A 23,221-nucleotide genomic window follows, 5' to 3' on the forward strand; every position below is an offset into this window, starting at 1 on the left:
AAACCGCCATTGCCGTGCCTCCAAGCGGCAGCGAGGCGGCATGTCGCGCGCCCGTGCCGGACGGCGAGCTATGGCGCAGGACGCGTAAATTTAGCGTTAGGCGTCAGACTCCTGCCAGAACCTCGCGGACCGGGGGGTGACCGAGAAAGGCCTGCGGGCTGGCGCTGGCGCCGTACGCCCCGGAGGCGAAGATCGCGATCAGGTCGCCCACTTCCGCGCGGGGCAGCGCGACGCGGTCCGCCAGCCGGTCGAGTGGGGTGCAGAGCGGGCCGACCACGGTCACCACTTCCTCGGGCGCATCCTGCATCCGGTGCGCGACGGCGACGGGATAGTTTCGGCGCACGACGGTGCCGAAATTGCCGGTCGCGGCGAGATGATGGTGGAGCCCACCGTCGACGACGAGGAAGGTCTCGCCCTGGCTCTCCTTGCGATCGATCACCCGGGCCAGATAGATGCCCGCCTCGCCGACCAGCCAGCGGCCGAGCTCGATCGCATAGTGGGTGTCGAGCCGGTCCAGCTCGCCCGCCAGCGCCGCGCCGACCGCTTCGACGTCGAGCGGCAGGTCGCCGGGAAAATAGGGGATGCCGAAGCCGCCGCCGAGATTCACCAGCGGCGGCAGCACGCCCGCCTCGTCCGCCAGCCGCGCGGCGAGGCCGATGGTGGCGGCCTGGGTCTCGATCACCGCCTCGGCCGAAAGAGCCTGCGAGCCGGCATAGATATGGAAGCCGCGCCAGTCGGCACCGGCGTCCAGCAGCCGCCGGACGAGCGCAGGCACCCGCGCGGCGTCGATCCCGAAGGGCGAAGCGCGACCGCCCATCTTCATGCCGGAGCCGCGCAGCTCGAAGTCGGGGTTCACGCGCACCGCCAGGCGAGGCGCAATGCCGAGCCGGTCGCCGATCGCCAGCGCGCGTTCGGCCTCGCCGTCGGACTCCAGGTTGAGCGTCACACCGGCCCGGATCGCCGCTTCCAGCTCCGCGTCGCGCTTGCCGGGCCCGGCGAAGCTGATCGCCGAGGCGTCCATCACCGCGAGCGCCTTGTCCATCTCCCCCGCCGAGGCGACGTCGATCCCGTTCACCTGCGGCGCAATCGCGGCGAGCAGCGGCGGGAAGGGATTGGCCTTGATCGCATAATGCAGCGCAACCCGCGACGGCATCGCCGCCCGGAATCGCGCGATCCGTGCCTGCATTGCGCTAGCGTCGTACAGATAGAGCGGCGTACCTGCCGCCGCCCAGTCGGTCGCGCTGCGGCCTGCGACCTGCAGCACCGGCTGCGCGGCATAGTCGGCCGGAATGGGCCCGGTGGGCTTGGCGTTCATAGGATCTCCGTCTTCAGCCCGGACCGGTCGAGCTTGCCATTGGCGTTGCGCGGCAGGCTTTCCCGCCAGACATAGCGCGCCGGCTGCTGGAAGCTCGGCAGCTCCCGCCGCAACCGCGCGCGCAGTTCGTCCTCGCGGCTGCCGTCGCCGCGCGCGACCACCAGAATCGCCTGGCCCAGGCGCGGGTCGGGGACCCCGAACGCCACCGCCTCACTGGTTTCGCCGCCGGCGACCACTGCCTCCTCGATCTCCGTGGGACTGATGCGGTTGCCGGAGGATTTGATCATCTCGTCATCGCGGCCGACGAAGCGGAGCAGGCCCTCGGCATCCTCCGTCACCGTATCGCCGGACCAGACCGCCATGCCCTGATGTTCGGCGAAGCTAGGCGCCGGACGGAAGCGCAGTGCCGTCCGCTCGGGGTCGCGCCAATAGCCCTTCGCGACCAGCGGCCCGGCATGGACGAGTTCGCCCTGCGCGGCGCGCTGACCCTCGGCGTCGACGACTAGGATCTCGGCGAAGGGAATGGCGCGGCCGATCGATTCCGGGTGCGCGTCGACCAGTGTCGGGTCGAGATAGGTCGAGCGGAACGCCTCGGTGAGGCCGTACATCGGGTAGAGGTCCGCACCGGGAAAGCGGCCGCGCAGCCCCTGCACCAGTGGCAGCGTGAGCGCGCCGCCCGAGTTGGTCAGCCGCTTGAGCATCGCCGCGGTTTCCGCCGGCCACTCCGCCTCGAGCAGCTGCACCCACAGCGGCGGCACGCCGGCGAGCGTGGTGATGCCGAAGCGCGCCACCGCCTTCACCACGTCGCGCGCGGTGAGATAGTCGAGCGGCACCACGCGGGCTCCCGCCGCCCAGGTGGAGAAAAGCTGGTTCTGGCCATAGTCGAAGCTGAGCGGCAGCACCCCCAGCACGCGATCCGCGGGTGCGAGCTTCAGGTAATGCGCGACGCTGATCGCCCCGAGCCACAGATTGGCATGGCTGAGCATCACCCCCTTGGGCCGCCCGGTCGAGCCCGAGGTGTAGAGGATCGCCGCCAGCGCATCGGGGTCGCCGCTCGCGGGCGGCAGTCGATCGGTGCCGACCAGCGCCTCCTCGGTGACGATTCGGCAGTCGGCGGGCACGTCGCCCGGCGCCAGCGCTGCGAGCCGCGCCTGCTGCGTTACCAGCAGCCGCGCCCCACTGTCCGTCAGGATGTGCGCGACCTGCGCGCGCTTGAGCGCCGGGTTGATCGGCACATGCACCAGCCCGGCGCGCGGCACGGCGAGCGGCAGCAGGCAGGCGGCGCGCGTCTTGGGCAGCCAGCTCGCCACCCGCTCGCCGGCGGGCAGGCCGTGCGCGGCGAGCGCATGCGCCATGCCGCCCACCGCCGCCTCCAGTTCGGCATAGGTCAGCGTGCCGGCCTTGTCCTCCAAAGCAACGGCGTCCGGCGCGCCGCGCAGCGGCAGCGCGTCTATAAGATGCGGGGCAGGATCGAGCGCGATCATGCACCACCCATAGTCTTGGCAGCGCCGCCGCCAAGCCTTACGGAAGCGCAAATTTCTTGCAGGGGAATCCCATTGCGGCCTGAAGCCATGCTCGACATCGAAACCACCGTCCGCGGCGTGCTGCGCGACGTGCTCGGGTTGAGCGACGAACGCGTCGCCGCGTTCGACGAGACCACGCCGCTGTTCGGCGCCCTGCCCGAGCTGGATTCGCTCGCCGTCGCCGGCGTGCTGACCGAGATCGAGGACCGGCTGGGCATCCTGATCGAGGACGACGAGGTGGACGGCGAGATGCTGGAGAGCTTCGGCACGCTTACCCGCTTCGCCGCGCAAAAGGTATTGGGGTGATCGAACCCTATGACTGGGCAGGCGGCCGTGAAGCGATGGTGCGCTTCGGTCCCGGCAGCGGCCCCGTCGTCATCGCGGCATTGCCGCTGTTCGAAGAGGCGAACCGGATGCGCGGGTTCGCTGCGACGATTCTGCGATCGCTCGCCGAGAACCATGGCATCGCGGGCGTCCTGCCCGAGCTTCCCGGGACGGGTGAGAGCCTGATCCCGAGCGAGCGCATCGCCATTTCGGATCTGCGCGCGGGCTTTGCCGCTGCGGCGCGCACCGCTGGCGGCCGCGCCTACTCCATGGCCCTTCGCAGCGGCGCGCTGCTCGACGGCAGCGTGGTGATCCGTCGCCGCTGGCACTTCGCGCCGCAGCCCGGCGATGCGCTGCTGCGGGCGCTGCGCCGCATTCACCGAACGGGCGACGCGCCCGGCTATGGCGGGCACCGCCTGCCCGACACTTTCCTTGACGAGCTGCCGGACTGCCATGTCGAGCCGGCGCGGACGCTCCGGCTCGAAGGCGATACCCGCCCAGCCGATCGCCTGGTGGCGGGCCGCGCGCTCTGGCGCGAACCCACCCCGGACAACGACATCGCGCTCGCCACGCTGCTCGCCGACGATCTCGCCGCCTGGATACGCATGTGCGAAGCCTGATCGGCTTTCCCTGCCTGGGGGACATGCTGGTCGGCACGCTGGACGGCGCCTCGGGCGCTACCGGGCTACTGATCGTATCGGGCGGGAACGAGATTCGCAGCGGGCCGCATCGCAGCATGTCGCAGCTGGCGCACCGCATCGCGGCGGCCGGTTATCCGGTGTTCCGCTTCGATCGCCGCGGCGTCGGCGATTCGGCGGGCAGCAACCAGGGCTTTCTGGAAAGCGCGCCGGAAATTGTCGCGGCGGCCAGCGTCTTCCGGCGCGAGGCCAAGCTGCGCCGTGTGGTCGCATTCGGCAATGGCGACGGCGCGACGGCGCTCGCGCTATTCCATGCCCAGGCACGGATCGACGCGCTGCTGCTCGCAAACCCCGTGGTCATAGCCCCCCTGCCCCCGCCCGAAGAACCCGAGGAGGAAGAAGCGGCGCGCGGCTGGATGCGGCAGATGATCGGCCGGGTCGGCATTCGGCGACCGGAAACGCATCGCAGCCTGGCCGGCGAACTCGCGGCGGCGTTCACTGCGGCGGAGGTGCCGATGACGGTGCTGCTCGCCACCCGCGACAAGATTGCCGCGGACTTTGCCGAATTCCTGCACAAGCCGGCCTACGCTGCCGCGAGTACCCGTGTCCGCCGCAAGCAGTTCGATACTGCCAGCCACGTCTTCGCCGGCACTGCCGACAAGGCTTGGCTCTACGAGCGGGTGATCGAGGCGCTCGCCGAGCAGCGAGCGCCCTGACCTGTCGTTATTCCGCCGCCTGCGCCACCGTCTCGAAATCGGCTGCGGCAAGAAAGCGCTCGGCGTCGAGCGCGGCCATGCAGCCGGTGCCGGCGGCGGTGATCGCCTGGCGGTAATGCTTGTCCATCACGTCGCCGCAGGCGAACACGCCGGGCACGCTGGTGTTGGTCGTGCCCTTCTCGACCTGGATATAGCCATCGTCGTCGAGCGCGATATGGCCGCGGAACAGCTCGGTCGCCGGGTGGTGGCCGATCGCGACGAAGCCGCCATCGACCTCGAGCGTCGACAGCGCGCCGGTCACCGTGTCCTTCAGCTCGATGCCGATCAGCCCCTCGGGCTGGCCGCCGCCGATGAAGCGGACGACTTCCTTGTTCCAGAGCGTGTTGATCCGCTCGTTGGCGAACAGGCGTTGCTGCAGGATCTTCTCGGCACGCAGGCTGTCGCGGCGGTGGATCAGCGTCACGTCATGGCTGTGGTTGGTGAGGTACAGGGCTTCCTCGACCGCGGTGTTGCCGCCGCCGATCACTGCCACCTTCTTGCCGCGGAAGAAGAAGCCGTCGCAGGTCGCGCAGGCGCTGACGCCCTTGCCCTTGAGCAGCTCTTCCGAATCGAGGCCCAACCAGCGCGCCTGCGCGCCGGTGGCGATCACCAGCGTGTCGCCGGTGTAGACGGTGCCGCCATCGCCGACCATGCGGAACGGGCGCTGGCTGACATCGACCTCGACGATCGTGTCCCACATCATCTGCGCGCCGACATGTTCGGCCTGGGCCTGCATCTCCTGCATCAGCCAGGGGCCCTGGATCACCTCGCGGAAGCCGGGATAATTCTCGACATCGGTGGTTGTCATCAGCTGGCCGCCGGGCTGGATGCCCTGGACGACGATCGGGGCGAGGCCCGCGCGCGCGCCATAAATGGCAGCCGAGAGGCCGGCGGGGCCCGAGCCCAGGATCAACATGCGGGTAGAATGGGTGGCGGTCATGGTCTGCTTTCCGACGAATCTTCGATGCCGCTTCTAGAGACAGGGCATCGTCGGAAGCAACATGGCGTCGCGGGACACATCTGCAACGCCGTGCCGGAACGGAAAAGCTGTCACGGCACCAAGGCGAAGTTGCGGCCTGTCAGCGAAGGATCCACACGGCGACGCTCGCCCAGAACAGCACACTGCCCATCGCCATGATCAGCAGGCTGCCCGATGCGGCGGGATCGACACCCCGGCCTTCGACCTGCTCCGGCGGCAATTCATGTAATGCACGCATTATACGGCGACTCCGTTCAAGCGACCCTCTTCCTGTTCTTCGTTATAGACGATCCGGAATCGCGTGCCGTTCCGGTATTATGCCTAATTTGTTACAGCGACTGGCGGATACAAGTCCAGCGACGGAATCGCGCTCGGCGCCTCCTCGGCGGGGATAAAGCCGATCACCCTGTCCTCCTCCGCCCCGCCGGTCAGCACCAGTGACCGTGGGGTGAGCGCGCTGTCCTCGGCGAGGGAGTGGAAGACCAGCAACCGCGTCCGTGTCGCCCGGCCGCCATTGTCCAGCACCAGGGCCAGCCGGTCCGAGGCGAGCCGCACCAGCATGCCGGGCGGATACAGGTTGATGCTGCGCATGAACTGGAACAGCAGGTCGCGATCGAAATGCCCGTCCCAACTCCACATCGCGCCCAGCGCCCGCGCGGGGAGCCAGGCGCGCTTGTAGGCACGGTGGGAGGTCAGCGCGTCATAGACGTCGCAGATCGCCCCCATCCGCGCCGGCAGGCTGATGTCGTCGGCCTTCAGCCCGTGCGGATAGCCATTGCCGTCCCAGCGCTCGTGATGATGGAGGCACACCTCCACCGCGAGCGCCGGCATCGCGCCATCCTCGCGCAGCAGCGCCACGCCCTCCTCCGGATGGGTACGCACCAGCGCAAATTCCTCGGGCGAGAGGCGGCCCGGCTTGTCGAGCACCGCATCGGGGATCGCGACCTTGCCGACATCGTGCAGCAGCCCGGCAAGCCCCAGCGTGCGCACCGCCTCGTCGTCCATCGCAAGGTGTCGTGCCAGGTTGACCATCAGGGTGCAGACGGCAACCGAATGGAGATAGGTATATTGGTGCTTGCTCTTGAGCTGGAGCACGCGCAGCAGCGCCGATGCGTTGCGATCGAGCTGCCCGGCGATGTCGTCGACCAGCGCGGCGACCTTCTCATGCGCGATCGCCCGCCCCAGCCGGACATCCTCGAAGGTGCCGCGCACGGTATCGAGCGCGCCCGCGACCAGCGCGGCAGCCTGGGCCTGCTCGGTGGAGAAGCGGGCGGCGGGCGATTCGGGAATGGCGCGCTTCGCGGTTGCCGCGGGCAACGCCGCGGTCGCGCCCGCTTCCTCTCCCCCGCCGACCGCGGCGGCTGGAGTATCGATGCCCGGCGCCGCGACCTGGGATCGCGCGACATCGATGATCACGCCCCCTTGAAACGCGCGGAGCTTCTGGAGATCCTCGAGGTCGGTGAGCAGGAAGCGCGTCCGCCAGAAGGGATGCTCCCACCACGAGCCTTCGAAGCCGTGGATGAACATCCCCAGCCGGACCTCCGCTGCGGGCACCGTCTTCAGCGCCGCCATGGCAAGCCCTCCCTCCCATCCGAGTCGGGCACTCTGCAAGAGCGCCTGTCCGCTGACACGTCGCCAAGCCTCCCAAAGACCTTTAGTTTTCTGGAAGCTAGACCGCACGACCTAATCGACGATGTGCAGATATCGTTACCCCGAAGCTAACAGGGTGCGCGCATGGGCGGAGAGCCCTCCGCGTGACAGCGGGAGCCACGACGCAGAAGTGATGATGGAGGATGTGCTTGGTCGACAAGCTGTTGCAGATGAGGCTGCGACTGCGTGCGGCCGATCAGGCTATGCGACCTCGATTGATGCCGAGCAGTAACAAATTTCGGATCGGAGGAGAACGATCGGAAACGCCGTCAACGCCTCGCGGACGCGGCGCAAAGTCGTGATCGGCACGAACGGTCAACATCCGCTGACGCGCAAGCTGCGCCAAGCGTTGGGCATCGATCCGAACAAGCATCGCGTTGGTCGGCGGAAAGCCCGGCTGCGGGGCTGATCCAGGCTTCCGCCCCCTACGACAGTAGCAACCCAGCAGAGCATTCCCCATGGTCTTGCCATGAACGGCGCCAACATCGGCTCGCCTGACAGGCAATCGTCGACATGTTCTTGAAGTCGGCAGCAGCATCCAGCCAGTTCACGAAGTATTTACTGCCACAACATCGCCGCAAGTGCCTTGAACTGGCAAGCATCAATGCAATCGAAATCGCCGTCAAGCCACTGCGAAACAAGCCACTTTTTAAAGCCTCCTTAACTTCGACGATGATAGCGGGCGCCCCGCAGCACCGGGTCTTGGCTCGGGCGGAAACGACGGAAAGTCGTCGCTGCGCTAAAAGGGAACAGCTTCATGATTTTGATGGATTCCGCGCGTTTTCTGAACCTGCGGTATGGCATTTCGACCGCCGCGCTGCTGACCGCGATCGCCGCTCCGGCATATGCCCAGACCGCGGCTCCCGTGCAGGTGGCAGACGCTGCCACCGGCGCGGTGGAAGCATCGCAGGATCCCGCCGCGCCCGACGCGCAGGACCAGGGCCCTCCGGCCGACCAGGCGCCGATCGTCGTCACCGGCACGCTGTTCCGTGATTCGAACGCAAGCTCGATCTCGCCGGTGACCGTGCTGAGCGCGGCAACGCTGCAGCGCGCGAACATCACGACGGCGCAGGATGCGATCCGCTCGGTCTCGGCCGACAGTGCCGGCTCGATCTCGACCGGCTTCAAGAACGGCTTCTCGGCCGGCGGCGCCGCTGTCTCGCTCCGCGGTCTCGGCGTGTCGTCGACCGTGGTGCTGATCGATGGCCTCCGCTCGGCCAACTTCCCGCTCAACGACGACGGCCACAATTCCTATGTCGACCTGAACTCGATCCCGTTCAGCATCGTCGACCGCATCGAAGTGCTGAAGGACGGCGCGTCCTCCACCTATGGCGCCGACGCGATCGGCGGCGTGGTCAACCTGATCAGCAAGAAGCAGTTCAAGGGCCTCGAAGGCTCGGTGCAGGCCGGCACGACCGAGAAGGGCGACGGCTCGCGCTATCGTGCGACGCTGACCGCCGGCGTGGGCGACTATCGCGAGAAGGGCTGGAACTTCTACATCAACGGTGAATACACCTATGACGGGTTCATCACCAACCACTCGCGCGGCTATCCGTTCAACACCAACGACCTGCGCCCTAGCGGCTTGACCGACCGCAACCGCAACGACGATTCGCTGACGACGTCGAACCCGCAGGCGGTGGTGACCCGCGTCTCGCAGAGCGACCTCAACAATCCGCTGTCCGGCCAGGTCGGGGATCCCACGACCCGGTACCAGCTGCTCAACCCCACTGCTTGCCCCTTCGGCACCTTCACGGTGAACACCAAGGAAGCAAGCGGCACCGGCTGCGCGCACAACCTGGCGGACGAATATTCGATCATCCAGCCGAAGCAGCAGCGCTACTCGACCACCGGCCGCCTCAGCGTGCGCCTGGCCGATAACTGGGAGGCGTTCGCCACCGGCAGCTACTCGCATTCCGAAGTCACGATCACCGGCGCGCCTTCGAACATCCGCGCCACCCAGCCCTTCGGCGGCTCCGCATCGATTGCTTCGAGCAACCCGGGCATCGTGCTGCCGGTCTATGTCTGCGCATCCGGCGTGAACTGCGCCTCCGCCGCCGACCGCAAGCTGAACCCGAACAACCCCTATGCCGCCGCCTATGCGGGCGATCCCAGCAACGGCGCGGCGCGCATCTACTATCTGTTCGGCGACATCCCTGCCGGCAGCTTCCGCTATGTCGACGTGTTCCGCACCTCGGCCGGCATCTCGGGCGACCTGGGCAACGGCTTCAAGTTCCGCCTGAACGGCGTGTATGCGCGTGACAATTTCAGCGTCACCCAGCACGGCTTCGTCAACGTCCAGGGCCTGCTGAACGCGGTCAACACCGGCGCCTACAATTTCGTCAATCCCGAGCTGAACACGGCGGCAGTGCGCAACCAGGTCTCGCCGGACCGCACCACACCGTCCTATTCGACGGTCGCGACGATCGGCGGCTCGCTGCTGAAGTCGCTGCTGCCGCTGGCCGGTGGCGATCTCAACGTGGGTGGCGGCTTCCAGATCCGCCGCGAAACACTGATGAACCGCAACCAGAATTCGGACCTCGCCTATTACGGCCTGACCACTTCCTCGGCGCAGGGCCGCCAGACGGTAACCGCCGGGTTCTTCGAAATCGACGCGCCGTTCACGCGGACGTTCGATCTCAACGTGTCAGGTCGCTACGACCATTATTCGCAGGGCTATAGCCACTTCTCGCCCAAGGTCGGCGCGAAGTTCAGCCCGATCGAGCAGGTCTCGTTCCGTGCGACCTACTCGCAGGGCTTCCGCGCACCGACCTTCGCGGAATACAACCCCGCCAGCAGCTATTCCGGCTTCACGACGTTCGCGCCGCCGCAGAGCTTCGTCGACGCCCATCCGGGCAACGCTGCCTATTCGGGCAGCTACAGCATCGGCGCTGGCTCCAAGGGCAATCCGGACATCCTGCCCGAAGTTTCGCGCAGCGTCACGATCGGCACGATGCTCAAGCCGACGCGCTGGTTCAACATGACCGTGGATTACTACAATATCCGCAAGTCGAACCTCATTGTCAGCGGACCGCTGCAGGCGAAGGCGATCGACGCCTATTACGCCCAGACGACCGCAGCCGCCGGTTGCGCCGCCGTCGCGGCCGTCGGGCAGGGCTACAAGTGCAATGTCGTCGACGGCGTCGACCCGGTGAACCCGACCGCCCTGCCCCGTCTGCTGGTGCTCGACGTGCCGTACGTCAACGCCAACTACCAGGTGAGCTCGGGCCTCGACATGCAGGCGAGCGTCGACCTCCACCTAGCCGACCGCATGCGCCTGATCAGCCGCGTCGACGTCACCCGCGTCCTCCGTCTCGATCTCGTCACCCCCGAAGGCGTGATGCAGAAATATGCGGGTACGCTCGGGCCGTACAACCTGTCGTCGGGCGGCGGCACGCCGCGCATCCGCGGCAACTGGCAGAACGCGCTCGAATTCGGCAAGGTCTCGCTCACCGCGACCACCTATTATGTCGGTCGTATCAAGCAGGTTGCAGCCGACACCATCACGCCGGTCAACGGTGCGATCGACCTTTCCTGCGCCAACAACAAGGCGCCGATCGTGAAGGGCGGCGACAAGAGCTACCAGTGCTACATCCGTCCGTTCATCTACGCGGACCTCAACGCCGCGGTGCAGGTGAACGACCAGTTCCGCTTCTTCGTCAACGTGCAGAACTTCACCAATGCGCGCGCGCCGCTCGCATCGGGCGCCTATACGAGCAATCCGAACTACCTGAACGCCTGGCACTATGCCGGGCTCGTCGGCCGCAGCTTCAGCGCCGGCGCGAACTTCAAGTTCTGACCCTACGCCACTGAACACCGCGCATCGGGAGGGCATTCGCCCCTCCCGATGCGTCGTTCGGTCGCTCTCACACCGGGCTGACGCGCCGCGCGAGCGTCGGGCGCCGCACCCAGCGGACGATCCCCGGAAATGCATCCTTGAACACCAGGATGCGCTTTTCGATCGCGTGCCAGGAAAAGACCGCGAAGCACACCATCGCCAGCAGCGACAAGCCGAGCGTCTCGAAGAATTTGCCCGGCCCGATCAGGTGCACCACCGTCTGCTGGATCGGATAGGCATAGAGGTACAGCCCGTAGGAATAGTCGCCGCCGAACAGCAGCTTCGGGCGCCACATCCGATTGCAGCCGAATGCCGCGACCGCATAGGCCGCCGGGAAGCTGGCGACATATTGCGCGTTCGGGAAGTACAGCAGCAGGCACGCGACGGCAAAGGCGGCGAAGGCTACCGCGGAACCACCCCGCAACGCGTGGCGATATTGATACACGAGCATGCCGGCGACGAAGCTGAGCGTCAGGTTGAACTTGTCGACGTTGAACCAGAGCGGCGCCCCGGTCGCCACCTGTCGCCACGTCAACACAGCGGCGGCAAGAACATAGGTGGCAGCGAGCAGCTTCGGCCGCTTGGTAAACCCGATCAGGAAGAGCACGCTGATCGTGATGTAGCATTCCAGTTCCGACGGTACCGTCCACAGCGAGCTGTTCACGATGCCCGAGACGGGGTTGTCGAGGAACACGCCCGGCAGGCGGAAGTGGATCCAGCCGAGGATGTTGACCAGATATTGGAAGAATTCGCGGTGCGTGAAATAGGTCGCCAGCGACACGGTGGTCAGCAGCGGCCCCAGGATCAGCGCAGACAACAGCACCTCGACCGTCAGCGCGGGGAAGATGCGCAGCACGCGATGCCAGAGAAAAACGCCTAGGTTCGGCGCACGCTCCAGGCTGGAGGAAACCAGGAAACCGCTCAGCGCGAAGAACATCGGCAGGATGACGCGAACGAGCACCATGATCGGTTCATGGACATGCGGCAGCAGCGCCTCGGTCGACATCGTCACCGGAAAGGTGTGCCAAAGCACCACCGCTAGCGCGAGCACGAGCCGCGCATAATCGAACCCGGTCGTCGCCCTAGCGGCGAACCGTTCCCCCAAACTTGTCATTGTCGCCCCCTGTGCAGGTCAGCCGATCTTCATCGGCTGCCCGGATTTCCCAAAACGGGATCACCATCATTTTGTCCTGAAATAAACGATTTGATCGCAAACATTCCGCGAGTTATTTCCAAAATGGATCAATTGGCGATCGAGCCACCTGCAGGTTGCGCTATGCTCGCGCCACCAACCCAGTATCAGCGGGCGAACACATGGGGGGGAAGCATGAAGGGCATGGGGAAACCGAACAGTGCTGATCCGCTGACCGGGTGGTATTTCGTTGCCGCCTTCGGGATAGCGCTGCTCTTGAAGTTCATGGTGACGGACAGTCTCGGGATAACGTCTCACGACGAACCCAGCACCGCCTATGCATCCCCAACGGATGGCCGGTAGGCCGGCGCCGTTCGCACTCCTGCAGGGAACATCGGTTCACTTCTGGAATAGCCCGCCAATGTAATTTCCGGACGGAAGCACGCTGTCATTGGTGTTGATATAATAGGCTGGCGCGACATTGCCCTGGACGGTGGCCGGCGCTTCGACGCGGATCCAGGGCGTGAAGTTCGGCCCCGCGATGACCTGGTTGTACCGGATGACGACGTTCTTCGGGGCGCTATAGAGCGCAATCGCGTGCCACATGGTCATGTAGAAGCGATTGTTGCTGATCTCGATATTCTCATAGCCGCCGACATGATCCTCGTCCCCGAAGAACACGCCTTGCGGCTCATGGCCCGGGCTGCCGATGATCTGGTTGCGGAGGATCCGGACATTCTTGCAGCCTGAGGTCTCGCGCGTGGTCCAGCACTGCACGCCGTCGGGGTGGATCGTCGGATTGGTCCGGAAATCGTGAAGTGTATTTCCGGTGATGGTCACCCCGTTCGAGCCGGGAATCTCGATCGCGTCCGAGCCGATGAAGCCGATATCGTTGTTCTCGATCAGAACATTTCCGCCACGATCCGTCTTGATCCCCGCATTGATCTCCAGGAACCGCGAATTGGTGACGCGAAATCCTTCCACGTCATAGGCCACGACGCCATTGACGTCCTTGGCGACGTTGCCGTCGATCACCCCGTGCACATAGAGGCCGTTGAGGGTGACGTTGAATCCGTTTTCGACGCGAACCATCGATTGCGCGTTCCCCTCGCCGGGGGCGGGTGCGTAGGAAATCTCGAGTCCCGACAGGGTAAGGTTTCGCGCGTTGTTGATCGTTATGCGCGTGAAGAATGCCCGGTGGTCGGGGTTCATGCTTCGGATGGTGACCGTGGAATCATAGCGCGCGCCGTTCAGCGCGACCACGCCATAGTGTCCGGGCTGCAACAGGATGACGTCTCCGCCCCGCGCGGTCTTCACCGCCGACTGCAGTTGGGCGGGTGTCGCAACGGTGATGGCGGCAGCAATGAGCAGGAGCATGAGGGTTCCTCCGAGGTGAGACGAGGAAGGTCGACGCGGTTCGAGTCCGGCGCCTTCCGGCCTCACCGATATGGACATCAGGTTGCAGTGTCGCGGCTCCCGATACCGCGCTGCGGCGAACCGTTGCTTTCGTCGCGCGCGTCGAGCCGGCGACGTCGGGACCTGCATGTTTCCAGGCGATCGAGCCGCTCGCAACGATACCGATTCCGGATCGCGCGGTTGAACGTCGCGCCTTTCGATGCTGCGCCTGCGAGGTCCTGCTCGATGGAGACGGGCACGTCGAAATAGCGATAGCGCCGGCCGCTGACGAAGGTAATGTCGAGCCACCCGTGCCCGGGATCATATTGCCAGTTCCGGATCACTCGCGAGGGCATGTGCAGCAAACGCAAGTCTCCCCGCAGGCGTTGCGCTTGCGACTCGCCGGTGCCGCTGCGATGTTGGGGCGATGGAAAATTTGGACGCTTTCATCACCGGCCTGCCCAAGGCCGAACTCCATCTCCACATCGAAGGCAGCCTCGAGCCCGAGCAGATGTTCGAATTCGCCCGGCGCAACGGCGTGGCGATCCCCTATGACAGCGTCGAAGCGGTGCGCGCAGCCTATCAGTTCTCGAACCTGCAGGACTTTCTCGACATCTATTATGCCGGCGCCGACGTGCTGCGCACCGACGCCGATTTCCGCGATCTGGCGCTTGCCTATTTCGAGCGCTCCGCCGCAGACGGCGTCCGCCATGCCGAGATCTTCTTTGATCCGCAGACCCACACCGCGCGCGGCATTGCTATGTGCACGGTCGTCGAGGGGCTACTGACGGGCATGGCGGAAGCCGAAACACGCTTCGGCATCACCTCGCAGCTGATCCTCTGCTTCCTGCGCCATCTCGACGAGGAAGATGCGTTCAAGACACTGGCCGAGGCCGAACCCTGGCTCGACCGCATCGCCGGCGTCGGCCTCGATTCGTCCGAGCTCGGCCATCCGCCGTCGAAGTTTGCCCGCGTGTTCGCCGCTGCCGCCGAAAAGGGCCTGAAGCGCGTCGCCCATGCCGGCGAGGAAGGCCCGGCCGCCTATGTCCATGAGGCGCTGGACCTGCTGCAGGTCGACCGGCTCGACCATGGCAATCGCAGCCTCGACGACCCCATGCTTGTCGCCCGGCTGGCGCGGTCGAGCATGACGCTCACCGTCTGCCCGCTGTCCAACGTCAAATTGTGCAATGTCGAGACGATCGACGCGCACCCGATCGACCGGATGCTCGAACTCGGCCTGCGCGCGACGGTGAACTCGGACGACCCTGCCTATTTCGGCGGCTATGTCGGCGAGAATTACCGCGCCGTCGCCTATGGTCGGGCGCTCAGCAAGCAGCAGCTCGCCACCCTAGCTCGCAACAGCTTTCTCGGCTCCTTCCTGCCCGACGAGGCGGTGGCGACGCACCTCGCGGCGATCGACGCCTGGGTGGCGGAGGCGGCGTGATGGGCGACATCGTCTTCACCCACTTCACCCATGACCAGCTCGTCGGGGGCGTGCATGCGATTGCGGGCGCGGTGGTGGACTGGTCCCCTACCCTGCTGGTCGGCGTGGGTCGCGGCGGGCTGACGCCGGCGGTGTATCTGTCGCACCGCATCGGGCTGCCGCTCGTCTCGATCGACTATTCGACCCGCATCACCCAGTTCGCCGAGGAGCTGGTCGCGGTGCTCGCCCAGCGGACCCGCGAGGGCGAGCGGCTGCTGTTCATCGAGGACATCAACGACAGCGGCAAGACCATCGGCGAGCTGCGCGCCGCGCTGGCGGCGGAAGGGGCGGTGGCGGAACAGGTCCGCTTTGCCGTGCTGCTCGACAATGTCCGCTCGTCGCAGCGGGTGGAATATTGCGCCGAGACCATCGACCGGGCGGTGCAGAAGGACTGGTTCGTCTTCCCGTGGGAAGCGATGGCGCCGCAGACCAGTCTCGATGCGGATGCGCGCGAGGTACCCGACCGGCTGTCTTGACAGCGATCGTTCAGCAACCGTCAATCGCGCCTGTGCCACGCCTCATCGCGTGAACGCGTGGGAGAGTTTCGCCGGCTCGCGCGTTCGAGGGGCATGCGGCGACGTTTACTGTTTGGAAGTGTCGGAGGAACAATGCCAATTTCATCACAGAAGGGCCGGCGGCTGGCAGCACTCGGCCTGATGGTCGCGGGCAGCCTCTCGCTCGCATCGTGCATGACCGCCACGCCCTACCAGCCCGCCTCGGCGAGCGGATCGGTGCGCAACGGCTATTCGGACGAGCAGATCGAGGACAATCGGTTTCGGGTGAGCTTTTCGGGCAACAGCCTGACCTCGCGCGAGACGGTGGAGCGCTACCTGCTCTATCGCGCGGCCGAGCTGACGCTGCAGAGCGGCTATGACTATTTCCTGCTCGCCAATCGCGACACGGAGAAGAAGACCCAGACCTATGCGACGCCGGGTGTCGGCGGTGCGGGCTTTGGCGGCCCCTGGGGCTATTGGAACCCGTACTGGCGCTATTACAGCCCGCGCTGGGGCTGGCGCAGCTGGGATCCCTTCTGGGGCGATCCCTTCTTCGACCGCAACGTCGATATCCGCACCGTCGACCGCTACGAGGCGATGGCCGAGATCGTGATGGGCAAGGGCCCCAAGCCCGCCGACAACATCCGCGCCTTCGACGCGCGCGAGGTGAAGGAACGGCTCGGCCCGAAGATCCAGATGCCGCAGACCCGCTGATCGCGGGCCACGGAGAAACAGAAAGGGCGGCGCCGGGACTACCGGCGCCGCCCTTTTCTTTGTGTCCTTTGTCCTCACCCTTGAGGGGGAGGATAGCGTAGCTTGGCGCGTCAGCGCCTAGCGAAGCTTGGAGAGGGTGAGCGGTTGCGCAGCAACCGCACGAGGCAGCGCCTCGCAATGCCCCTCTCCCTCCCTCTCCCCGGTGGGGAGAGGGTTTAACAGGCAACCCTTACGCCACCTGCCCGTGGCAGTGCTTATACTTCAGCCCCGAACCGCACGGGCACGGCGCGTTGCGGCTGACCACGCCCTCCCACTGCGACGGATCGGTGCCGTGATCGTCGCCCGCCGGCTGCGGGATGCCGAGCGGTGGCAGGCGCGTGGTGACCAGCCCGGCCGAGCCGCCGTCCCAGTCGTTGGTATTGTCCAAGCCGGTCAGCGGATCGATGTGCGTGGTCAAGAAGGCCGGCAGCTCGGGCAGCTCCGGCGGCGGTGCCATGCGGAACTGGGCGAAGGCCATGGTGCGCGTCACGTCCTCGCGGATCGTGTCGAGCATCCGCTGGAACATCGAAAACGCCTCGTGCTTGTATTCGTTGATCGGCGTCTTCTGCGCATAGGCGCGCAGGTGGACGACCTGGCGCAACGCGTCGAGCATCGCGAGATGCTCCTTCCAGTGATGGTCCAGGTTCTGGAGCAGAATCGACTTCTCGATCGAAGTCCAGGTCTCCGGCTCCAGGTCCGCCGCCTTCTCGGCGATCGCGGCGTCGGCGGCCGCGCGGATGCGCTCCTCCAGGATCTCCGGATCGATCGCTTCCTCGTCCTTCACCCAATCGTCGACCGGCAGGTCGAGGTCGAGTGTGTCGGCGATACGCTCTTTCAATCCGGCAATGTTCCACTGCTCCGGATAGCTGTTCGGCGGGCAGGCCTCGCCGACGATCGCGTTGACCGTCTCGTGGCGCATGTCCTCGACGACATGGCCGACCGTGTCGGCATCCATGATGTCGGCGCGCTGCTCGTAGATGACCTTACGCTGATCGTTCATCACGTCGTCATATTCGACGACCTGCTTGCGGACGTCATAGTTGCGCGCCTCGACCTTGCGCTGGGCGGTTTCGATCGCCTTGCTCAGCCAGCGCGACGGCGGCATCGCCTCGCCGTCCTCCAGGCTGGAGCGCATCATCCGCGAGAACAAAGTGTTCGAGCCGAAGATGCGCAGCAGATCGTCGTCGAGGCTGAGGTAGAAGCGGCTGAGGCCCGGGTCGCCCTGGCGGCCCGAGCGGCCGCGCAGCTGGTTGTCGATGCGGCGGCTCTCGTGGCGCTCGGTGCCGAGCACGAACAGGCCGCCGGCAGCCTTCACCTGTTCCTTCTCGGCGGCGACCTCGGCCTTGATCCGCTCGATCGCGGCGTCGCGCTCGGGGCCCTCGGGCATGTCGCGCAGTTCATCAGCGACGCGGAACTCGACATTGCCTCCCAGCTGGATGTCGGTGCCGCGACCCGCCATGTTGGTCGAAACGGTGACCATGCCCAGGCGACCGGCCTGCGCCACGATATGCGCCTCGCTCTCGTGGAAGCGCGCGTTGAGCACCTCGTGCTTCACGCCCTCGCGGTGGAGGAATTCGGAGAGCAGTTCGGACTTCTCGATCGATACGGTGCCGACGAGCACCGGCTGGCCGCGCTCGGCATGCGCCTTGATCGTCTTGGCGATGCCGGCGAACTTGTCCTCGGTCGACTTGTAGAACGTGTCTTCCTCGTCGACGCGCTGCACCGGCAGGTTGGTCGGGATGGTGACGACGTTCATCTTGTAGATGTCGTAGAACTCGGCCGCTTCGGTCGAGGCGGTGCCGGTCATGCCGCCCAGCTTGGGGTACATGCGGAAATAGTTCTGGAAGGTGATCGAGGCGAGCGTCTGGTTCTCGGGCTCGATGTTGACGCCTTCCTTTGCTTCCACCGCCTGGTGCAGGCCGTCCGACCAGCGGCGGCCGTCCATCATGCGGCCGGTGAACTCGTCGATGATGACGATCTTGCCGTCCTTGACGATGTAATCGGTGTCGCGCTTGAACATCACGTTCGCGCGGAGCGCCTGGTTGAGGTGGTGGACGACCTGGGTGTTCTCGAAATCGTAGAGATTGGCGCCGACCAGCACGCCGGCATCCTCGAGCAGCCGCTCGACCGTCTCGGTGCCTTCCTCGGTCAGCACGATGGTGCGCTGCTTCTCGTCCTTCTCATAGGTCGAAGCATCGAGCTGCTTCACCACCGCGTCGACCTTCATGTACAGCTCGGACCGGTCGTCGGTCGGGCCGGAGATGATCAGCGGGGTGCGGGCCTCGTCGATCAGGATCGAGTCGACCTCGTCGACGATCGCATAGGCGAACGGGCGCTGCACCATGCTCGCGCGATCATACTTCATGTTGTCGCGCAGATAGTCGAAGCCGAACTCGTTGTTCGTGCCGTAGGTGATGTCCGAGGCGTACGCGTCGCGGCGCTGCTGGTCGGAGAGGTTGGGCACGATCACGCCGGTGGTGAGGCCGAGGAAGCCATAGACCTGCGCCATCCACTCGGCGTCGCGGCGGGCGAGATAGTCGTTGACGGTGATGACATGGACGCCGTCGCCCGGCAGCGCGTTGAGATAGGTGGCGAGCGTCGCCACCAGCGTCTTGCCTTCGCCGGTGCGCATCTCGGCGATCTCGCCGCGGTGGAGCACGATGCCGCCGATCATCTGCACGTCATAGTGGCGCTGGCCGATCACGCGGCGTGCCGCCTCGCGCACCGTGGCGAAGGCCTCGGGCAGCAGGTCGTCGAGCTTGGCGCCGTTGGCCAGCTGCTCGCGGAACTTGATGGTTTGCTGGGCCAGCGTGTCGTCGCTCATCGCCTGGAGCGTCGGCTCGAAGCTGGCGATCTTCTGGACGATCGGGTTGAGCGACTTGACGTAGCGATCGTTGGACGAACCGAAAAGCGACTTGGCAATACCGCCGAACATGCGAATTCCTGACCTGTTTGGATGGGATGCGCGACGGCTGCTGGACGAAGCGGAGCCATCGCGGGCGCACCGCGCAAAGGCGCGGCGACGAAAGGAAGAAGGGCCCGAACGCGCGGGCCGGAAAGGCTATTCGCGCCGCTGCTCGAAGGCGAGGCGAAGCGCGGGCTGCGGTGGGGCGGCCAGATGGAACACCGGGATCGTGACGACCCGCACCAGCGCCGGGAGCGCCGCCGCAGCCGCGACGATATGGCGCGACGGGGTGACTGCCGCCTGCGCCGCTTCGGCCACGCGCACCACGGCCACGCCCTGAATCGGACGCAGCCCACGCTCGCCCGACACGCCGGTCAGGCTCGCGAAAAGCGCAGTGAGAAGCAGCAGCAGTTCCAAGCGAAACCCTGTGATACACGGTGGTGATGTCGCAACCGACGGGCGGCAACGCACGACACATAGGGATCGACGCACGGTTCGTCTAATCAAAAGCTAGGGCTTGGCGGGCGCATCGGTGCGGAATGAGATGGTATAAAGCCCATCTTTCTTGTCTGGTGCGCTAGACGCTCCCGCACCGGGCACGGCCAATCGCTGTAATTGCTGGCACGCAAATGAGTCGAGGGACTGGGCTCCGCTAGTGCGGGTCACCTCGCACGCATCCATTCTGCCGGTCGGGTCAAACGTCACCTTTGCTTCAGCGGGCTGCTTGTAGGTATCCGGAACAGAAGGCACCACTAGGTCGATCATGTTCGGCGCCGCAGAGTGACTGCGCATCGCCTTGTCCTGTGGCTGATCCGGGAGCGCCCAATTGAACCTCCCTGGATAATATCCGTGTGTCGCTTCCCCTTGAGGCCCGCGCGCCGGCGCGAAACGCGCGCGTTTCATCAAGATGGTGCACGCTGCTTGATCCAGTACGGGATAGCCGGACGATATGGCCACCTTGCAAGCAGTCGGCAGACCCGACGCAGCTACGTCGAGGATGAAGGACAGGCTGCCAACGTGTCCCCGCCGCATTTCCGAAGCGGGGTAGTCATCATCGGTCATCCACGGACCAGTTGTCGCAGGCGTGGGACCTGCGTTTGTTGGGAGCGCGCTACTGCGCGGTATAACCCACGACAACCTATTGGAATAGCTGGCCGCCATCGGCTTCCCCTTCGCGTCGCGCGCCGGCGAGAAGCGTGCTCGTTGCACCAAGATCGCGCAGGTGCGCTCGTCGAGCTCCTCGGACCCGGACGTTCGCGCGATGCTGCAACTGATGGGAATGCCGCTTGCATCAATCTGGAGGAGAAAGCCGACGGTTCCTTCATGCTCCTCCCGCAGCGCCAGTGCAGGATAGTCGTTTTCTGTTACCCAGCTTCCCGGATTCGACATCGGCTTCACGGGAGTCGTCGGATTCACGCCATCCTGCACCTGCGCCGCCAGCAGCGCCATCACCAAAAACATTGATCTTTGTCCCCCCATGCACGAAGCACGCGCCGCACCCTAACCACAGGCGGTTTCATGTCCACCAGCACCTCCCCGCTCGCGCTGCCCTTTCCCGCCTTGCCCGGCATTGCCGGCGTCACCCCGCGCGTCGCCCGGGCGCGGTACAAGAACTGGGATCGCTGCGACCTCACCTTCGTCACGCTCGACGAAGGCACCAGCGTCGCGGGCGTGCTGACCAGCAGCAAATGCCCCTCGCCCGAGGTGGAGTGGTGCCGCAAGGCGCTGGTACTCGGCAAGGCACGCGCGCTGGTGGTCAACGCCGGTAATTCGAATGCCTTCACCGGCAATCGCGGCCGCGCCGCCGTGGAGGCGATCGCCGCCCGCACCGCCCAGCATCTCGGCTGCGATCCGTCCGACGTCTTCGTCGCCTCCACCGGCGTAATCGGCGTGCCGCTGCCGATCGACAAGGCCGAGGCCGGGCTCGACGCCGCCTACACGGCCGAAGTCTGCAGCTGGGAAGACGCCGCCGCGACGATCATGACCACCGACACCTTTGCCAAAGGTGCGGTGACCACCGCTGTCGTGGACGGCCGCACGGTGACGCTTGCCGGCATCATCAAGGGATCGGGCATGATCGCGCCGGACATGGCGACGATGCTCGGCTTCATCTTCACCGATGCGGCGGTGGACCCGGTATTCCTCCAGCATGCATTGCGCGACGCCAACGGTGCCAGCTTCTCGTGCATCACGGTGGACGGCGACACCTCGACCAGCGACACCGTCCTCGCCTTCGCCACCGGCAAGGCGGGCAACACGCCGCTGACCAGCGACGAGGATGCGGGCGCCGACGCCTTCCGCGCCGCGCTCGCCGATCTCTGCCGCCAGCTGGCGCTGCTCGTGGTGCGCGACGGCGAAGGCGCGCAGAAGCTGATCGAAATCACCGTCGAGGGCGCCGAGAGCGACCGCAGCGCCCACCGCATCGCCATGTCGATCGCCAATTCGCCGCTGGTGAAGACCGCGATCGCCGGCGAGGACGCCAATTGGGGGCGCGTGGTGATGGCAGTCGGCAAGGCCGGCGAACCTGCCGAGCGCGACCAGCTGGCCATCCGCTTCGGCACCACCCAGGTGGCGCGCGACGGTCTTGCCGTCGAAGGCTATGACGAGGCACCGGTCGCCGCGCATCTCAAGGGCCAGGAAATCGAGATCGGCGTCGATCTCGGCCTGGGCGAAGGCCGCGCGACGGTTTGGACCTGCGACCTCACCCATGGCTATATCTCGATCAACGCCGATTACCGGAGCTGAGCCGCTTGCATCCTCATCATGACGCGGTCTCCGCGCTGATCCGCCGCGTCGCCGAGACCGTCGTCCTGCCGCGCTTCCGCAACCTCGCCGCGCACGAGGTGCTGGAGAAGACCCCCGGCGAGCTGGTCACCATCGCCGATCGCGAGGCCGAGGAACGGCTGACCGAGGGCCTGGCCGCGATCGCCCCCGACGCCGTGATCATCGGCGAGGAAGCCTGTGCGGCGAACCCGGCGCTCGCCGACCAGGCGATGGCGGCGCGAGCCTGGGTGATCGATCCGATCGACGGCACCGGCAATTTCGCCGCGGGCGAACCGCCCTTCGGCATCATGATCGCGCTGATCGAGGCGGGCGTCATCCAGGCCGGCTGGATCTACGATCCCGTTGCGGAGCGGATGTGTCACGCGGCACTGGGCGGCGGTGCGTTCGTCAATGGCAGCCAGGTCCATGCCCGGCAGAGTGACAGCCCCCGCCCCCACGCGTCGGTGTCGAAGGTCGCCCAGTCCGAGGCCGAGCACGCCGAGCGGATGCGGCGCTTCGAGCAGGATTTCGAGCTTTGGGCGATGCCGCGCTGTGCGGCCGAGAATTATCCGCGGCTTGCACTGGGGCAGAACGACGTCGCGGTGTTCCGGCGGACGCTGATCTGGGACCATGCCCCCGGCGTCGTCTTCCTCGGCGAGGCGGGCGGCTATGTCGCGCATTGGGACGGCACCCCCTATCGCGTCGACGGCAAGGGAACCGGACTGATCGCGGCTTCGACGCCCGAGCTGGGCCGACGCGCTACCGAATTGCTGTTCGGCTGAGGCATTGCCTTTGGGCTGAGGCGCGCGTCAACGTGAATACGATCGCATCGGCCGCCACCACGTCATCCCCGCGAAGGCGGGGATGACGAAGGTTTTGGAGGCGCCGCTACCTGAAAGCCGGGTGCCTACGCCCTGCAAGGGGCGGAAGGGTCGCCCGATATGCGATCAGATCTCGCGTTCGATCCACTGCTTGATCGCGCTCTTGGGCAGCGCGCCGACCTGGGTGGCGGCCTGCTGGCCGTTCTTGAACAGGATCATCGTCGGGATGCCGCGCACGCCATACTTGGTCGGTGCATCGGGATTGTCGTCGATGTTGATCTTCACGATCTGCACCTGCTCCGACAGCTCCTCGGCGAGCTCCTCGAGCGCCGGGGCGATCATGCGGCAGGGGCCGCACCATTCGGCCCAGAAATCGACGAGGACGGGCTTGTCCGCCTGCAGCACGTCGGTTTCGAAATTGGCGTCGGTGGTCGCCACAGTGGCCATGTCGGT

Annotated in this window: 21 protein-coding genes; 9 read left to right on the forward strand and 12 right to left on the reverse strand. The window is 66.0% G+C overall.

Annotated features, from left to right (window positions below; all coding sequences use genetic code 11):
• Positions 1-103: 103 nt before the first annotated feature.
• Both BM009_RS08000 and BM009_RS08005 read right to left on the reverse strand, forming a co-directional pair.
• The gene (locus BM009_RS08000) at positions 104-1,315 is read right to left on the reverse strand and encodes a pyridoxal-dependent decarboxylase, exosortase A system-associated (RefSeq protein ID WP_093295255.1); all 1,212 of its coding nucleotides are present in this window, start codon (positions 1,313-1,315) and stop codon (positions 104-106) included.
• Complete coding sequence (locus BM009_RS08005) at positions 1,312-2,799, reverse strand: acyl-CoA ligase (AMP-forming), exosortase A system-associated (RefSeq protein ID WP_175487944.1); 1,488 nt, start codon at positions 2,797-2,799, stop codon at positions 1,312-1,314. Before BM009_RS08005 ends, BM009_RS08000 begins: the two co-directional genes overlap by 4 nt.
• A gap of 87 nt (positions 2,800-2,886) precedes the next feature.
• On the opposite strand from BM009_RS08005, the gene BM009_RS08010 reads away from it, so the two are divergent.
• From BM009_RS08010 to BM009_RS08020, 3 genes are read left to right on the forward strand one after another with little or no spacing between them, the layout of a single operon-like run.
• The gene (locus BM009_RS08010) at positions 2,887-3,144 is read left to right on the forward strand and encodes an acyl carrier protein (protein WP_093295256.1); all 258 of its coding nucleotides are present in this window, start codon (positions 2,887-2,889) and stop codon (positions 3,142-3,144) included.
• Positions 3,141-3,782, forward strand: a complete 642-nt coding sequence (locus tag BM009_RS08015; protein WP_093295258.1) for a hypothetical protein — start codon at positions 3,141-3,143, stop codon at positions 3,780-3,782. Before BM009_RS08010 ends, BM009_RS08015 begins: the two co-directional genes overlap by 4 nt.
• The gene (locus BM009_RS08020; RefSeq protein ID WP_093295259.1) at positions 3,770-4,516 is read left to right on the forward strand and encodes an alpha/beta fold hydrolase; all 747 of its coding nucleotides are present in this window, start codon (positions 3,770-3,772) and stop codon (positions 4,514-4,516) included. The genes BM009_RS08015 and BM009_RS08020 overlap by 13 nt, the downstream gene beginning before the upstream one ends.
• Positions 4,517-4,523: 7 nt before the next feature.
• Here BM009_RS08020 and trxB read toward each other — a convergent pair whose 3' ends face one another.
• The 3 genes from trxB to BM009_RS08030 all read right to left on the reverse strand — a co-directional run bounded on the left by trxB (position 4,524) and on the right by BM009_RS08030 (position 7,106).
• Positions 4,524-5,495 (reverse strand): thioredoxin-disulfide reductase, encoded by a 972-nt coding sequence (trxB, locus tag BM009_RS08025; protein ID WP_093295261.1) that lies wholly within the window; start codon positions 5,493-5,495, stop codon positions 4,524-4,526.
• A 139-nt stretch (positions 5,496-5,634) separates the two neighbouring features.
• On the reverse strand, positions 5,635-5,772 hold the full coding sequence (locus BM009_RS22565; protein ID WP_164521722.1) for a hypothetical protein: 138 nt from the start codon (positions 5,770-5,772) through the stop codon (positions 5,635-5,637).
• 83 nt (positions 5,773-5,855) lie between these two features.
• Positions 5,856-7,106 (reverse strand): HD-GYP domain-containing protein, encoded by a 1,251-nt coding sequence (locus tag BM009_RS08030; protein ID WP_093295262.1) that lies wholly within the window; start codon positions 7,104-7,106, stop codon positions 5,856-5,858.
• An 844-nt stretch (positions 7,107-7,950) separates the two neighbouring features.
• Here BM009_RS08030 and BM009_RS08035 point away from each other — a divergent pair.
• Positions 7,951-10,983 (forward strand): TonB-dependent receptor domain-containing protein, encoded by a 3,033-nt coding sequence (locus tag BM009_RS08035; RefSeq protein ID WP_093295264.1) that lies wholly within the window; start codon positions 7,951-7,953, stop codon positions 10,981-10,983.
• Between the two features lie 67 nt (positions 10,984-11,050).
• Here BM009_RS08035 and BM009_RS08040 read toward each other — a convergent pair whose 3' ends face one another.
• The 3 genes from BM009_RS08040 to BM009_RS08055 form a co-directional block, all read right to left on the reverse strand.
• Positions 11,051-12,136, reverse strand: coding sequence for an acyltransferase family protein (locus BM009_RS08040; protein ID WP_093295265.1), 1,086 nt, complete (start codon positions 12,134-12,136; stop codon positions 11,051-11,053).
• A 417-nt stretch (positions 12,137-12,553) separates the two neighbouring features.
• Positions 12,554-13,531, reverse strand: coding sequence for a right-handed parallel beta-helix repeat-containing protein (locus BM009_RS08050; protein WP_175487945.1), 978 nt, complete (start codon positions 13,529-13,531; stop codon positions 12,554-12,556).
• Positions 13,532-13,608: 77 nt separating this feature from the next.
• Positions 13,609-13,905, reverse strand: coding sequence for a KTSC domain-containing protein (locus BM009_RS08055; protein WP_093295270.1), 297 nt, complete (start codon positions 13,903-13,905; stop codon positions 13,609-13,611).
• A gap of 71 nt (positions 13,906-13,976) precedes the next feature.
• Between BM009_RS08055 and BM009_RS08060 the strand changes: the two genes are divergently transcribed.
• The 3 genes from BM009_RS08060 (at position 13,977) to BM009_RS08070 (ending at position 16,240) form a co-directional block, all read left to right on the forward strand.
• On the forward strand, positions 13,977-14,993 hold the full coding sequence (locus BM009_RS08060; protein WP_093295271.1) for an adenosine deaminase: 1,017 nt from the start codon (positions 13,977-13,979) through the stop codon (positions 14,991-14,993).
• Positions 14,993-15,508: a phosphoribosyltransferase gene (locus BM009_RS08065; protein ID WP_093295273.1), complete on the forward strand. Its 516-nt coding sequence runs from the start codon at positions 14,993-14,995 to the stop codon at positions 15,506-15,508. Before BM009_RS08060 ends, BM009_RS08065 begins: the two co-directional genes overlap by 1 nt.
• Before the next feature lie 132 nt (positions 15,509-15,640).
• Positions 15,641-16,240 (forward strand): CC0125/CC1285 family lipoprotein, encoded by a 600-nt coding sequence (locus tag BM009_RS08070; RefSeq protein WP_093295274.1) that lies wholly within the window; start codon positions 15,641-15,643, stop codon positions 16,238-16,240.
• A gap of 229 nt (positions 16,241-16,469) precedes the next feature.
• On the opposite strand, the gene secA is transcribed toward BM009_RS08070, so the two are convergent.
• The 3 genes from secA to BM009_RS08085 form a co-directional block, all read right to left on the reverse strand.
• Entirely contained in the window at positions 16,470-19,214 is a 2,745-nt protein-coding gene (gene secA / locus BM009_RS08075; RefSeq protein WP_093295276.1) for a preprotein translocase subunit SecA, read from the reverse strand.
• Positions 19,215-19,340: 126 nt separating this feature from the next.
• A complete protein-coding gene (locus BM009_RS08080; protein WP_093295278.1) occupies positions 19,341-19,601 on the reverse strand; it encodes a hypothetical protein in 261 nt (86 codons plus the stop codon).
• A gap of 93 nt (positions 19,602-19,694) precedes the next feature.
• Positions 19,695-20,633: an energy transducer TonB gene (locus BM009_RS08085; RefSeq protein ID WP_254772233.1), complete on the reverse strand. Its 939-nt coding sequence runs from the start codon at positions 20,631-20,633 to the stop codon at positions 19,695-19,697.
• Between the two features lie 69 nt (positions 20,634-20,702).
• Between BM009_RS08085 and argJ the strand changes: the two genes are divergently transcribed.
• Together argJ and BM009_RS08095 are read left to right on the forward strand one after the other, a co-directional pair.
• Positions 20,703-21,929, forward strand: a complete 1,227-nt coding sequence (gene argJ, locus BM009_RS08090; RefSeq protein ID WP_093295281.1) for a bifunctional glutamate N-acetyltransferase/amino-acid acetyltransferase ArgJ — start codon at positions 20,703-20,705, stop codon at positions 21,927-21,929.
• A 5-nt stretch (positions 21,930-21,934) separates the two neighbouring features.
• Positions 21,935-22,729, forward strand: a complete 795-nt coding sequence (locus tag BM009_RS08095) for an inositol monophosphatase family protein (protein WP_093295283.1) — start codon at positions 21,935-21,937, stop codon at positions 22,727-22,729.
• Positions 22,730-22,894: 165 nt separating this feature from the next.
• Here BM009_RS08095 and trxA read toward each other — a convergent pair whose 3' ends face one another.
• Positions 22,895-23,215, reverse strand: coding sequence for a thioredoxin (gene trxA / locus BM009_RS08100; RefSeq protein ID WP_093295284.1), 321 nt, complete (start codon positions 23,213-23,215; stop codon positions 22,895-22,897).
• Between the last annotated feature and the right edge of the window lie 6 nt (positions 23,216-23,221).

Origin of the sequence: Sphingomonas sp. NFR04 (assembly GCF_900114095.1) — a bacterium.
Classification (GTDB): domain Bacteria; phylum Pseudomonadota; class Alphaproteobacteria; order Sphingomonadales; family Sphingomonadaceae; genus Sphingomonas.

Coding starts and splice junctions, on each gene's coding strand:
- BM009_RS08000 (WP_093295255.1), bottom strand. CDS start 1,315: ATGAACGCCAAGCCCACCGGGCCCATTCCGGCCGACTATGCCGCGCAG.
- BM009_RS08005 (WP_175487944.1), bottom strand. CDS start 2,799: ATGATCGCGCTCGATCCTGCCCCGCATCTTATAGACGCGCTGCCGCTG.
- BM009_RS08010 (WP_093295256.1), top strand. CDS start 2,887: ATGCTCGACATCGAAACCACCGTCCGCGGCGTGCTGCGCGACGTGCTC.
- trxB (WP_093295261.1), bottom strand. CDS start 5,495: ATGACCGCCACCCATTCTACCCGCATGTTGATCCTGGGCTCGGGCCCC.
- BM009_RS22565 (WP_164521722.1), bottom strand. CDS start 5,772: ATGCGTGCATTACATGAATTGCCGCCGGAGCAGGTCGAAGGCCGGGGT.
- BM009_RS08030 (WP_093295262.1), bottom strand. CDS start 7,106: ATGGCGGCGCTGAAGACGGTGCCCGCAGCGGAGGTCCGGCTGGGGATG.
- BM009_RS08035 (WP_093295264.1), top strand. CDS start 7,951: ATGGATTCCGCGCGTTTTCTGAACCTGCGGTATGGCATTTCGACCGCC.
- BM009_RS08040 (WP_093295265.1), bottom strand. CDS start 12,136: ATGACAAGTTTGGGGGAACGGTTCGCCGCTAGGGCGACGACCGGGTTC.
- BM009_RS08050 (WP_175487945.1), bottom strand. CDS start 13,531: ATGCTCCTGCTCATTGCTGCCGCCATCACCGTTGCGACACCCGCCCAA.
- BM009_RS08055 (WP_093295270.1), bottom strand. CDS start 13,905: ATGCCCTCGCGAGTGATCCGGAACTGGCAATATGATCCCGGGCACGGG.
- BM009_RS08060 (WP_093295271.1), top strand. CDS start 13,977: ATGGAAAATTTGGACGCTTTCATCACCGGCCTGCCCAAGGCCGAACTC.
- BM009_RS08065 (WP_093295273.1), top strand. CDS start 14,993: ATGGGCGACATCGTCTTCACCCACTTCACCCATGACCAGCTCGTCGGG.
- BM009_RS08070 (WP_093295274.1), top strand. CDS start 15,641: ATGCCAATTTCATCACAGAAGGGCCGGCGGCTGGCAGCACTCGGCCTG.
- secA (WP_093295276.1), bottom strand. CDS start 19,214: ATGTTCGGCGGTATTGCCAAGTCGCTTTTCGGTTCGTCCAACGATCGC.
- BM009_RS08085 (WP_254772233.1), bottom strand. CDS start 20,633: ATGGCGCTGCTGGCGGCGCAGGTGCAGGATGGCGTGAATCCGACGACT.
- argJ (WP_093295281.1), top strand. CDS start 20,703: ATGTCCACCAGCACCTCCCCGCTCGCGCTGCCCTTTCCCGCCTTGCCC.
- trxA (WP_093295284.1), bottom strand. CDS start 23,215: ATGGCCACTGTGGCGACCACCGACGCCAATTTCGAAACCGACGTGCTG.